Raw genomic sequence first — 12,882 nt, 5'->3', positions numbered from 1 at the left:
GCCATTAGAGACAAAGAATTAGGAAAGAATTTAGTATGACAACTCAAACTACAATTAATAACGAAAAGCTATCTCCGTGGCCTTGGCAGATTGAAGGGAGCACTACCCATTTCGATAACGCAGCAATGTCGACAATATTAAAAGACTTAAGCCTTGCTTGTTACGTAGTGAACCACCCAGAAAAAGGCTTAGGTGTAAGCCAACAAGCTGAGATTGCATCGGGCGATTCAGCAAGCTCTGCGAACAGCCAACCTGTCAGCGCCTTTGCTCCAGCTCTTGGTACACAAAGCCTAGGCGACGAAGATTTTCGTCGCTGTCATGGCGTGAAATACGCTTACTATGCTGGCGCAATGGCAAATGGCATTTCATCTGAAGAGTTGGTGATTGCTCTTGGTCAAGCTGGCATTCTTTGTTCATTTGGCGCGGCGGGCTTAATCCCGTCTCGCGTTGAGCAAGCGATCAACCGCATTCAAGCTGCACTACCAAACGGTCCTTACGCGTTTAACTTGATTCACAGCCCAAGCGAACCAGCGCTAGAGCGCGGCAGTGTTGAGCTGTTTTTGAAGCACAAAGTGAAAACGGTTGAGGCTTCTGCTTTCTTAGGTCTAACACCGCAAATCGTTCACTACCGTGCAGCGGGCCTTAGCCGCGATGCACAAGGTGAGATTCAGATTGGCAACAAGGTTATTGCTAAGGTAAGCCGTACTGAAGTCGCAAGTAAGTTCATGCAACCAGCTCCAACTAAAATGCTGCAAGCTTTAGTTGATGAAGGCCGAATTACAGCAGAACAGATGGAACTAGCACTGCTGGTTCCTATGGCTGATGACATTACCGCAGAGGCCGATTCTGGTGGTCACACCGATAATCGTCCGCTAGTAACCCTACTGCCAACGATTCTTGCACTGAAAGAGCAAATCCAAGCTCAGTACCAATTCAAAACACCGCTACGTGTCGGTTGTGGTGGTGGCGTAGGTACGCCTGACGCTGCTCTAGCGACGTTTAACATGGGCGCGGCATACATCGTTACTGGTTCTATCAACCAAGCGTGTGTTGAGGCTGGCGCGAGCGCACACACACGTAAGCTACTTTCGACAACCGAAATGGCTGACGTGACGATGGCTCCGGCGGCCGACATGTTCGAAATGGGCGTGAAACTACAAGTGGTTAAACGCGGCACTTTATTCCCAATGCGTGCAAACAAACTGTATGAGCTGTACACACGTTACGACTCAATTGAAGCGATTCCAGTAGAAGAGCGTCTGAAGTTAGAGAAGCAAGTATTCCGTTCAACACTGGATGATATTTGGGCTGGCACTGTGGCTCACTTTAACGAACGCGACCCGAAACAGATCGAACGTGCTGAAGGCAACCCGAAACGTAAAATGGCGTTGATTTTCCGCTGGTACTTGGGTCTTTCTAGCCGTTGGTCAAACACAGGCGAACAAGGCCGTGAAATGGATTATCAAGTATGGGCTGGCCCTGCACTTGGCGCATTCAACGCATGGGCAAAAGACAGCTACCTAGATGATTACCAACAACGTAATGCAGTAGACCTAGCCAAGCACCTGATGCACGGTGCGGCTTACTTAGCACGTGTTAACCTGCTGACTTCGCAAGGTATCAAGCTTGATCCAGAACTTGCACGCTGGAAGCCGACTCAGAGAATGGCGTAGGTAACTCATAACTTAGATTAGCTAGGCTCAACGAATAAAAAAAGCGACCACTTAGGTCGCTTTTTCTTTGGACGTTCTTATCTCAACTAGATAGACAATTAAGACTTCTGCATACGCTTTTTCAAACGCGCTAAATCAATCGCGCTTGAACGAACCGTTAATTTAATATGTTCGTAGTCGTACTCTTCTTTAACCACACTCATGTTTGAGCGAATCTCACCGATGATGCCTTGTCCAGAATAAGGGATAGTGATCTCTTCTTCGATCATGCCTTCTTCAGCAACACCAACGATGTACTTGTGTAGTTTAGTGATATCTAACGGATCACGAGTCGACGTTAGCATCGCATCTGGGAATTCTTCGATCAGCTCTAACTGCTGTTCTTCCGTCAATCTATCGCACTTATTCAGCACCAATAGTTTTTCGCTACCTTCAACGCCCACTTGTGCCAATACGTCGTGTACCACATCAAGTTGTGCGCGGAATGAAACGTCAGAAGCATCAACGACATAAAGCAGCAATGAAGCATCATGCGCTTCTGCTAGTGTAGAGTGGAACGAAGCAACCAAATCGTGTGGCAGTTTCTTGATGAAACCTACTGTATCTGAAACCAGAATACGCGGCTGAGTAATTGGTTGAAGCGCACGAACCGTGGTGTCTAGCGTTGCGAACAGTTTATCTTCACCCACCACTTCGGTTGCGGTCATTGCACGCATCATCGAAGACTTACCGGCATTGGTGTAGCCAACTAAAGCAACAGTGAAAAGCTCCGCGCGCCTTGTGCGTCGGGTCTTCATTTCATCTTGTACGCTTACTAGCTCACGCTTAAGCGCAGCAATTTGGTCACGTACGTTACGACGGTCTAGCTCTAGTGAAGTTTCACCAGCGCCCTGACCCATCTGGCGCTCTTTGTCACCCTCAGCCGTTTCACGAAGTCGTGGCACTAAATAGTTTAGACGAGCGATATCAACTTGCAGACGAGCAGTACGAGTACGAGCGTGGCGACTGAAGATCTCAATGATGATGCCTGTACGGTCAAAAACTTCGACACCTAGGTGAGATTCGACATTACGCAGTTGAGACGGGCTCAAATCACAGTCGAATACCACAACATCAGCAGCGCCGTATTGAAAGTCGCCCGTTGGAAGATCATCAAAATCTAGCTCGTCGATTTCTGAATCAAACAGACCAGATTCATCAAGGAAGTCTTCATCTTCTGCTTCTTCAATCGAACCTTGGTAGCCGGTTAGGTGTGCAATTTCCGCAAGCTTACCAGCACCCAACACGTTTTGTCGTTGAGTTGAACTGTGGTGCTGCGATTGAGTACCGACCACTTTAAACCCTAGGGTTGTTACTAAGCGAGCAAGTTCGGCAAGAGACTCTTTTGCTTCGTCACCTTTGAAGTCCGGTGTCGTAATAGAAATAAGTAAAGCGTTACTAGCTGAGGGTTTTGCTGTTAGTTTCATGTATTCTTCTGTTTATGCACCAAAGTGCAACCTAGTATTTGATCTAAAGTTGAGTTGATCCTACGCGTTTCTACGTCAGCTTTATATAGCCACATCACACTAAATATCAGCTTTGATGATAATTAACTGTCTACTCGATGATTATTCACAATAAAAAACGACCCATCAGGTCGCTTTTTATTGCCTACAACGGCATTTGTTACACCTACTTAAACTATCAACACTGTCAAACGAATTAATTACTCACTGCAATAGGGTCAGGAGATCCATCGGGATCATTATTCACGGCTCCATCCAAAGAGAATGAGCCTCCGGTGGCTAATAGTACTCCACAAAAGTGAGGAGCCGCCATTGAGGTACCATTGTAAGAAACTGTTCCTCCTCCCGCTTTGGTCGATAACACATCAACTCCCGGTTGAGCGTAATCTACATCAGAACCATAATTGGAAAAGTAAGCGAAGTTATCGCTAGTTTCACCAAATGCGGAGATAGTAAATATATTCGTGCCGTTGGTGCTAGCAGGCGTAAAACCACTGGCATCCTGGCCTGAATTACCCGCTGCAATTGAGAAAAATATCCCTTTTGCTGCCGCTGTTTTAATTGCACTATCCAAGGCCGCCGAATATCCCGAGCCTCCCAAGCTCATATTGGCACAGTCACCAGAGGCGCCATAGCGTGCAACATGATCAACACCTGCAATCACGCCCGACATTGAACCACTACCACTGTTATCTAACACTCGTACGGGAATGACCTGTACACCGGGGGCTACGCCAACGACATCAAAACCGTCATCATAAGCCCCAATGGTACCTGCTACATGCGTACCGTGCCCATTACCATCATTAGTATTATTTTTCTTACCGCGAGTAAAATTTGCCCCTCGGGATTTATTTACATTTAAATCTGGGTGGTCGCTGTCAATACCCGAGTCTATCACCCAAGCAACGACGGAGGCACCACTCATATCACCAGTACCACCGTTAACTCTGGTGATCCCCCAAGGGATCTGTTGTGGGTCTCGCTCAACACTATCTCCGCCTCGATTAGGTTTGCCCCCTCGAGGTAAAGCGTGCATGACGATATCAGGCTCAATATAATCAATCTCGGGGAACTTATTTTTAAGACCTTTGAGAGCTTGCTCTGGAACCTTAAGAGAAAATCCTTTCAAGGCGTGGCTATATTGATGCCCCACCACACCGTGTCCTTTGGCAACTTCACGCGCGATATCACTCGCCCGAGACTCCGATGTACTCTCTTTAAGAACAACAATATAACTGTCTCTCAAATCATGATTAACAACAGCAGATACAGGAAAGGAAAGAAGAGCAAGTAACATTGCTCCTGCAAACATTTGGACTCTCATTACAGATATCCTTCTTCCAAAAATTAATACCTCATAAAGCATAGTCGTTACTGAGCTTTTTATCATCAACATGACAATTAGTCTGTCCTGATACAAAAACACCCCATCCAACGATGAGGTGTTTGGTAAAACTAACTTGCTAGCAACACTTAGAAATCAATTCTCGCTTCTGTCTGAGCATCAAAGAATACCGCCTTTGATAAGTCAAAATGCAGTGGTGCCATTTGACCAACCGATACCTCAAATTCCGGTGACAAACGACACGCGACTTCTTGGTCATTCACTTTGACCATTGCAATAGTATCTGGCCCTGTCGGTTCCAATACCTCCAGTTGTAAGTCTAGCTTCGTGGTTGCCGACACATCATCACCTTCTTGCTCAGTAATGTGTTCTGGACGCAACCCAATCACCAACTCTTTGCCATCTTGGTCGCGCATACTCTGTGGCAAACGAATGTGGTGTTCTTGATCTGCCGTGCCAACCACCTTGATAATCGGATTCTGTTCCTCATCCAAATCCACCATGGTTTTAATGAAGTTCATTGACGGTGACCCCATAAAGCCAGCCACAAACATGTTATTTGGCTTAGTGTAGATCTCTTGTGGTGTGCCAAGTTGCTGCAGTTCACCATCTTTCATTACTGCGATGCGATCCGCTAGTGTCATTGCTTCGATCTGATCATGGGTTACATAAACAATCGTGGTGTTGAGCTTCTGGTGCAGACGTTTAATCTGATGACGCATCTCAACACGTAGCTTGGCATCCAAGTTAGAAAGCGGCTCATCAAACAGATACAGCTTCGGACGACGAGCCAGAGCGCGGCCCATCGCGACACGTTGACGCTGGCCACCAGAAAGCTGCGATGGTTTACGATCAAGTAACTGTTCGATTTGCAGCATTTCAGCAACTCGATTGACTTCAGCATCGATCTCTTCCTGAGGCATCTTACGAATCTTCAAACCGAAAGCGATATTGCCGCGTACCGTCATGTTTGGATAAAGTGCGTATGATTGGAATACCATCGCGATGTCGCGGTCTTTAGGTTCAACCTGCGCCACGTCAACACCATCAATCACAATCTCACCTGAGCTAATATTCTCTAGCCCAGCGATGGTGTTCATTAGGGTGGATTTTCCACACCCCGAAGGGCCGACAAGTATCAAAAATTCCCCCGAATCGATACTGATGTCGATGCCCTTTAACGTTTCGTTGTCCGCGTTGCGATAGGTTTTACGGATCTGTTTTAAATCTAATGTTGCCATGGGTAATTATCCTTTTACTGATCCTGCCGTTAGGCCACGAACAAAATATTTTCCTGCGAAGACGTACACCAACAGTGTTGGTAGTGCGGCGATAATCGCGGCAGCCATGTCGACGTTATATTCTTTAACGCCAGTGCTGGTGTTGACTAGGTTGTTTAATGCCACGGTGATCGGCTGAGTTTCTGAACCTGAGTAAACCACCCCGAACAAGAAATCATTCCAGATTGCGGTGAACTGCCAGATCACCGTCACCATGATGATTGGCGTTGAGATCGGTAATAAGATCTTGAAGAAGATGGTAAAGAAACCTGCACCATCAAGTTTTGCCGCTTTGATCAATTCATCAGGAATCGAGATATAGAAGTTACGGAAAAACAGAGTGGTAAACGCCATGCCATAGATAACGTGCACAATCACCAAGCCAATCGTGGTGTTCGCTAACCCCATCTTGCCAAGCATGGTTGCCATTGGCAGCAGCACTACTTGGAATGGAATGAAGCAGCCAAAGAGCAACAAGCTAAAGAACAGGTTTGAGCCTCTAAATTGCCATTTCGTTACCACATAGCCATTGAATGCACCCAACAATGTTGAAATCGCTACCGCAGGAATCACCATTTGGAACGAGTTCCAGAAGTAGCCTTTAATGCCTTCGCACTTCACACCAGTACAAGCGGTGTCCCACGCTTTATACCAAGCATCAAACACCCACTCTTTTGGCAAGCTCATCAAGTTACCCGCCTTGATATCAGGCAGAGTTTTGAATGAGGTCAGTACCATTACGAACAATGGCATTAGATACACTAAACAGAAGAAAAGCAGTGCTGAATAGATAAACATTCGAGCAAAATTGATGTTATTCATCATGACTTTTTCTCCCTAAGTTCAGAGTAAAGGTAAGGCACTAGAATCGCTAAAATACCGGCAAGCATCATCATGGCACTGGCAGCACCAAGACCAATTTGCCCACGTGTAAATGAGTGTGCGTACATGAATAGCGCAGGAAGATCCGATGAATAACCCGGGCCACCCGCTGTCATTGCGGTCACAAGGTCAAAGCTCTTAATCGCAATGTGTGACGTGATGATCACCGCGCTGAAAACCACAGGGCGCAAGCAAGGTAGAATGATTTTGAGATAGATGGTAGGTAAGCTTGCACCGTCAATTTGAGCTGCTTTGATGATTGATGAATCGATACCACGCAGACCCGCTAAGAACATCGCCATCACGAAGCCTGAAGACTGCCACAGTGCCGCGATAACTAAGGTATACACCGACATTTCCGAGTCGACTAACCAATCAAATTTGAAGTCAGTAAATCCCCAATCTTGCATCAACTTTTCAATGCCAAGACCCGGATTAAGAATCCATTTCCACGCCGTACCTGTCACGATGAATGACAACGCCATTGGGTACAGGTAGATAGTACGAATTGCCCCTTCTTGGCGGATATTCTGGTCAAGCAATATCGCTAAACCAACACCAAGCAAGATGGCAATAGCCATGAATAGAAAGCCAAACACACCGAGGTTGGTGATTGAGGTGATCCAGCGATCGTTATCCATCAGCTTTTCATATTGGGTTAACCCAACGAAGTTAAAGCTCGGCAGAAATCGAGAGTTAGTGAACGACAACGCTGCCGTCCAAAAAATGTAGCCGTAGATACACACCACGGTCACTAACGCGGTCGGCGCCAGTACAATTTTAGGTAACCAATGTTGCAACCTGTCAGCAAAACTCGGTTTCGGTGCAGGCTGGCTCCTTGTCGGTTTTGGAGTCGACTCAGTCAAAACATGCTCCATAACTTATCCTTGTTGCACAATCGAGCCAATGGCTTACCTCTCGGCACCACATCAGCATCACGCATATCAGAATTGGGAGTGAAGAGCAGATAGGCTCCCTACGAGCCTACCCACCCTGGGGGTTTGGTGTTAAACCAATTGAGATTAGATAGCCGCTTTCACTGCTTTTGCTAACTTAGCTGCCGCTTGTTTCGGATCGGCATCTTTCTCGTTGAAGAAGTTGGTCACTACGTCATAGATCGCGCCTTGAGCGTAGCTTGTTGTCGCTAGGCCGTGAGCCATACTCGGAACAAGATCGCCAGATTCAGCACTCGCTTTGAAGGTTGACATTGAGTCCAACGCACATTGGTCAAACTTAGACATGTCCATATCTAGACGTACAGGGATAGAACCTTTGTTAAGGTTGAAGACTTCTTGGAAATCTTTCGTAAGAATGGTTTTCGCTAGATCTTGCTGCGCTTTTTGGTTCTCTTTATCGCTTAACTCAAAGAACGCAAAGCTATCGATGTTGAAGGTAAATTGGCCGTCAGTACCCGGAGCTGGGGCACAGGTGTAATCTTTACCCGGCACTTTACCTGCCGCAGTAAATTCACCTTTCGCCCAGTCACCCATGATTTGCATCGCGGCTTCGCCATTGATAACCATTGAAGTTGCGACGTTCCAATCACGACCTGGCGAGTTGCTGTCGATGTAGTCACGCATCTTTTTGAACTTGGTGAACACTTCCACCATCTTGTCGCCCGATAATACGTCCATATCAAGATCAACGAACGCCTTGTTGTAATCTTCACTGCCTAGAACATCAAGAGCCACCGCTTCGAATACGGTTGCATCTTGCCAAGGTTGACCACCGTGAGCCAATGGAATGAAGCCAGCTGCTTTAATCTTGTCTGCAGCAACAAAGAACTCATCTAACGTAGTTGGAACCGTAACGCCCGATTTTTCTAAAACAACAGGGTTAGCCCAAAGCCAGTTAACACGGTGAACGTTGACAGGAACCGCCACATATTCGCCATCCCACTTCATCACTTTAGTCACTACTTCTGGTAGTAGTTCATCCCATTGTTCTTGTTTAGCAGTCGCATCGAGAGACGTCAGAAAACCTAAACCACCCCACTCTTGAATATCATGACCTTTAATCTGCGCCGCAGATGGAGGATTGCCCGATACTGCTCGAGTTTTCAAAACAGTCATCGCACTTTCACCGCCGCCACCAGCAACAGCAAAATCTTTCCAAGTATGGCCTTGTTCTTCAATCATCTCTTTCAGTACCGCTGCGGATTTCGCTTCGCCACCGGCAGTCCACCAGTGAAGCACTTCCACTTCACCAGCTTGAGAAAATGTTGAGGCAGCAAGAAGAGATAGAGTAAGTAGGGTTTTATTGATTTTCATTATTATCTTCCATGTTTTAGCGGACTCGACGTCCGGTTCAATAAAGAGTCTACTTATTCTGATTGATAAGATTGAAACAAAAGGTAAGCCCTATGTAACACAATTGTTACATTACACTTCTAGGCCTGTTGGGATATAGACTTTGGCTTCTAATCCGCCTTGAGATGAGTTGCGAATAATGAGATCTCCGCCGTGTCCGTGCAGGATATTTCGGCAGATCCCGAGGCCAAGTCCGTGTCCTTGGTCGTCGGTTGCCAGCCTAAAGTAAGGTTCAAAGACCATCTCTAGTTTGTCTTCTGGAATGCCATTACCACGGTCTTGAATAGTCACGACCACCCAAAGCTCATCACCACTGACTTCCACTACGGCAGATGAACCATACTTAACTGCGTTGTCGATTAAGTTAGTCAATACACGCTTAATCGCCAGTGGTTTCGCGACCAATGGCTCAATGACGACCGGCTCGAACTCTACCTTTGTTTGGTACTGGTTATGAGATTCAATCACAGAGAGCACCATTTCATTGAGGTCAATAATGGCATTATTCTCGTGTAGATCGGTGTCTCTTACCGCTTGTAACGCACCTTTGACCATCATTTCTAGCTCGTCCAAGTCTTTATTGAACTTATCTTTCTTTACTTCACTCTCCAACAATTCAGCCCGCAATCTAAGACGTGTTATTGGTGTCTTTAAGTCATGAGAAATAGCTGAGAAGAGGTGTTCTCTATCGGCCACATAGCGACGGATGCGCTGCTGCATCCGATTAAAAGCCCGAGTCGCTGTGACCAGTTCAGTTGCCCCTTCTTCGTTAAGCGGAGGCTGCTGAATATCCATGCTCATCTCATTAGCAGCTCTTGCTAACTTTTTAAGCGGGCGTACTTGGCGGCGAATCATTAAGTAGGTCAACACCAATAGAATGAGTGTTGAAGAGAGCAAGAAGATCACCTGTTCACGGCCAAGAATAGTGTCATCCAGTTTTACGTAAGGTGCAGGCAACAGTGCGGCAATGTACACCCATTCATGACTGGCTAATTCAATCTGCACAACCAGAATAGGCGGATTAAGAGGTTCTAAGGTTAATGTGTGATGGGCCCACGATCGAGGGAGATCACTTAAGTAGATGTCGTTTTTAAGTAATCGAAGGTGCTCTGGACGAGAAAAATCGACGCGTACCGATTCCACTTTATTGAGCTTGCTACTCAACACACTTTCTATGGCTTCTATCGAGGCCGTTTTCAAGCGGGTATCGGGGATCGGTTCAACAATCAAAGCCTCTTTATTAAAAGAGACGAAGAAACGCGTCCCGCCCATATTTCGAATTTGGTCTAATACGATATGACGATATTTAACGGGCAGAGACTGGAAGAAAGTCACCGTTGAAGCAAACATGTTCGCCATACTCGATGAAGCAGAACGAATCCCTTCCAGTTCTTTATGTTTAGATTCGCTGTACCAAATAGAGGTTGCGATACCTTGAGCAATGACCACCGCCAACAAGGTTAATAACAAGGTTCGAGCAACCAAGGAATTTGGCTTTAAACTTCTCAACCACTTCATACGGACTTCTTACTCAGTGCTCATAATGCACAGGCACAGCCAGAATGTAGCCGTTGCCGCGCATGGTTTTGATGTAGTGAGGATATTTACCACTGTCACCCAATCGACTTCTCAGGCGGCTAAGCTGCACATCAATGCCACGTTCAAAAGGCAATGCTTCACGGCCTCTGGTGGCGAAAGAGATGGTATCTCGGTCTAACACTTCATTAGGGCGAGTTAGAAATAGCATTAACAGTGAGAAATCACTGCCCGACAAGTCCATCTCTTCTGAGCTTTCATTGTGGGAAATTCGATGCGCGAGCGTATCGAGCGTCCAATCACCAAAAATGATCTGCTTTGGCAGTGCATCATTGGGTTTGTCATCGACGACTTGAACACGGCGTAACAAGGCTTTGATACGCGCCATTAACTGACGAGGGCTAAATGGCTTGGCGATGTAGTCATCTGCACCAATTTCTAAGCCGATGATCTGGTCGGTTTCATCCGATACCGCAGTCAGCATGATAATAGGCACATTCGATTGTTTGCGGACGCGTTGACACAAGGTAAAACCGTCATCACCGGGCAGCATCACATCAAGCAGAATCAGGTCAGGATAGCCTAGGCTTTGCAGGTGAGTTTCGAGTTCAACACCGTCTCCAACTGAGGAGACATCGAAACCCGATTTTGTGAGGTACTCTTCCAGCAGCTCGCGGATTTCTTGATCATCATCCACCACGAGAATTCGAGTATTTGTTGGCATCGCCCAAACCTATTAAATTTACAACTTATTCACATAGTCTATAGGCAGGTTGAGCATTTGATTATTGATATGTTTGTAAAATTAGAAGAACAAACAGACAGAGATCACAACTAAGTGACCTCTATCCACTCGTTTGATTAAGCGAATCGATTTACGACGAGCAGCTGATCTCCATCGCTTTGCCCCACTCTGGTGGTAACGCGGCAAGATGTTCGTATTCAGGGTGTTCCGCATAAGGATCGGCCAACACCACCATTAATGCGTCAATATCACTGCTATCACCGCGCTCAGCTTTATCTATCGCAAGCTGGGCTAGGTAGTTTCTGAGGATGTATTTCGGGTTTACTTGTCTCATCTTTTCACAGCGCTCGGCCACTGAACTCTCTTCCAATTCACAGCGTTGCAAGTAGTTATCCAACCATAGCTTTGCTGCATCTCGGTCGATAATCAAATCAATTACGTCTTGCGGCGGCAATGTATCTAGGTTCGACAGTGTTCTAAAGAACCTTGGGTAATCGACTTTGTTTTGCGACATCAGCTCGAACAACGATTCAAACAAGCGACTGTCACCTTCGTGTTTCGAAAGCAATCCTAACTTACGACGCATCAACTGGCTGAAGTAACCATTCATTTGCGGCTCGTACTGTTCTAACGCAGCCTCTAAACCGGCTTTATCCACCAGCGGCGAAAGAGAATGAGCCAGTGCCGATAAATTCCATAATCCAATTCTAGGCTGTTGATTAAAGGCATAACGACCTTGGTAGTCGGAGTGATTACAGATCAATCTTGGATCATATTCATCTAAGAAGGCGAACGGGCCATAATCGAAGGTTTGGCCGATGATCGACATGTTATCGGTGTTCATTACTCCGTGAGCAAAGCCATTCGCTTGCCACAATGCGACCATCTCTGCAGTGCGATCAACAATCTCATTAAACATGGCTGCGTAGGGTTTTTCTTCATCGAGACATTCAGGAAAATGCCACTCAATAACTTTATCAGCCAGTAACTTATGCTCAGCTAATTGATTGGTATAAAAAAGATGTTCAAAGTGGCCAAATCGAATGTGAGATTCTGCAGCACGCACCAGTAATGCGCCCCACTCTTGTTTCTCTCGGTAAACAGGCGTGTCACTTGTCATCATGGCTAATGCACGTGTGGTTGGGATATTAAGCCCTGCCATTGCTTCGCTACACAGATACTCACGCACAGTTGAACGAATAACCGCACGGCCATCGCCCATACGCGAATAGGGTGTTTTGCCCGCACCTTTAAGGTGTAAGTCGAACGTTTCACCGCTTTTAGCGACAACTTGCGCCAAAAGCAACCCTCTTCCATCACCTAAATCAGGGTTATAAGAGCCAAACTGATGGCCTGCGTATTTCATTGCTACTGGCGAGAATTGCTCAGGTTCAACATTGCCGGATAACGTCTCAAGCAATTCCTCTGAGGCATCCTCAAATAACGGAAAGCCGAGTTCATTCGCAAGGTTATGGTTCCATGCGAGCCATTGGACATTGCTGAGCGGTGTAGGTTGAATTGGGGTATAGAACAGTCGAGGTAATGCAGTAAATCGATTGTTAAATGAAATAGAATCCCAGACAGACATGAGAGATACACTGTAG

General features: G+C 46.3%; 10 protein-coding genes. 1 reads left to right on the top strand and 9 read right to left on the bottom strand.

Annotated features, from left to right (window positions below):
• Positions 1–35 precede the first annotated feature (35 nt).
• Positions 36–1,673 carry an eicosapentaenoate synthase subunit PfaD gene (pfaD, locus tag FTW16_RS15245; protein WP_146491703.1) on the top strand — a complete coding sequence of 546 codons (1,638 nt, stop codon included), beginning with the start codon at positions 36–38 and terminating at the stop codon, positions 1,671–1,673.
• Between the two features lie 98 nt (positions 1,674–1,771).
• Here the strand turns inward: pfaD and hflX are convergent, their stop codons facing one another.
• The 9 genes from hflX to FTW16_RS15200 all read right to left on the bottom strand — a co-directional run bounded on the left by hflX (position 1,772) and on the right by FTW16_RS15200 (position 12,866).
• Positions 1,772–3,139 carry a GTPase HflX gene (gene hflX, locus FTW16_RS15240; RefSeq protein ID WP_146491702.1) on the bottom strand — a complete coding sequence of 456 codons (1,368 nt, stop codon included), beginning with the start codon at positions 3,137–3,139 and terminating at the stop codon, positions 1,772–1,774.
• Between the two features lie 235 nt (positions 3,140–3,374).
• On the bottom strand, positions 3,375–4,514 hold the full coding sequence (locus FTW16_RS15235; protein ID WP_081090157.1) for a S8 family serine peptidase: 1,140 nt from the start codon (positions 4,512–4,514) through the stop codon (positions 3,375–3,377).
• 140 nt (positions 4,515–4,654) lie between these two features.
• On the bottom strand, positions 4,655–5,767 hold the full coding sequence (locus FTW16_RS15230; protein ID WP_060983551.1) for an ABC transporter ATP-binding protein: 1,113 nt from the start codon (positions 5,765–5,767) through the stop codon (positions 4,655–4,657).
• A gap of 6 nt (positions 5,768–5,773) precedes the next feature.
• Entirely contained in the window at positions 5,774–6,631 is an 858-nt protein-coding gene (locus FTW16_RS15225; protein WP_048661487.1) for a carbohydrate ABC transporter permease, read from the bottom strand.
• Positions 6,628–7,566 carry a carbohydrate ABC transporter permease gene (locus FTW16_RS15220; RefSeq protein WP_146491701.1) on the bottom strand — a complete coding sequence of 313 codons (939 nt, stop codon included), beginning with the start codon at positions 7,564–7,566 and terminating at the stop codon, positions 6,628–6,630. Before FTW16_RS15220 ends, FTW16_RS15225 begins: the two co-directional genes overlap by 4 nt.
• A gap of 144 nt (positions 7,567–7,710) precedes the next feature.
• Positions 7,711–8,958: an ABC transporter substrate-binding protein gene (locus FTW16_RS15215; RefSeq protein ID WP_146491700.1), complete on the bottom strand. Its 1,248-nt coding sequence runs from the start codon at positions 8,956–8,958 to the stop codon at positions 7,711–7,713.
• Positions 8,959–9,069: 111 nt separating this feature from the next.
• Positions 9,070–10,515: an ATP-binding protein gene (locus tag FTW16_RS15210; protein WP_146491699.1), complete on the bottom strand. Its 1,446-nt coding sequence runs from the start codon at positions 10,513–10,515 to the stop codon at positions 9,070–9,072.
• Positions 10,516–10,528: 13 nt separating this feature from the next.
• On the bottom strand, positions 10,529–11,257 hold the full coding sequence (locus tag FTW16_RS15205; RefSeq protein ID WP_146491698.1) for a response regulator: 729 nt from the start codon (positions 11,255–11,257) through the stop codon (positions 10,529–10,531).
• 151 nt (positions 11,258–11,408) lie between these two features.
• Positions 11,409–12,866 (bottom strand): protein adenylyltransferase SelO, encoded by a 1,458-nt coding sequence (locus FTW16_RS15200; protein ID WP_146491697.1) that lies wholly within the window; start codon positions 12,864–12,866, stop codon positions 11,409–11,411.
• Positions 12,867–12,882 lie beyond the last annotated feature (16 nt).

The sequence above is a fragment of the Vibrio sp. T20 genome (assembly GCF_007858795.1).
GTDB classification, from domain to species: Bacteria; Pseudomonadota; Gammaproteobacteria; order Enterobacterales; family Vibrionaceae; genus Vibrio; species Vibrio satsumensis.
This window is presented reverse-complemented; position numbering and strand designations above follow the sequence as displayed.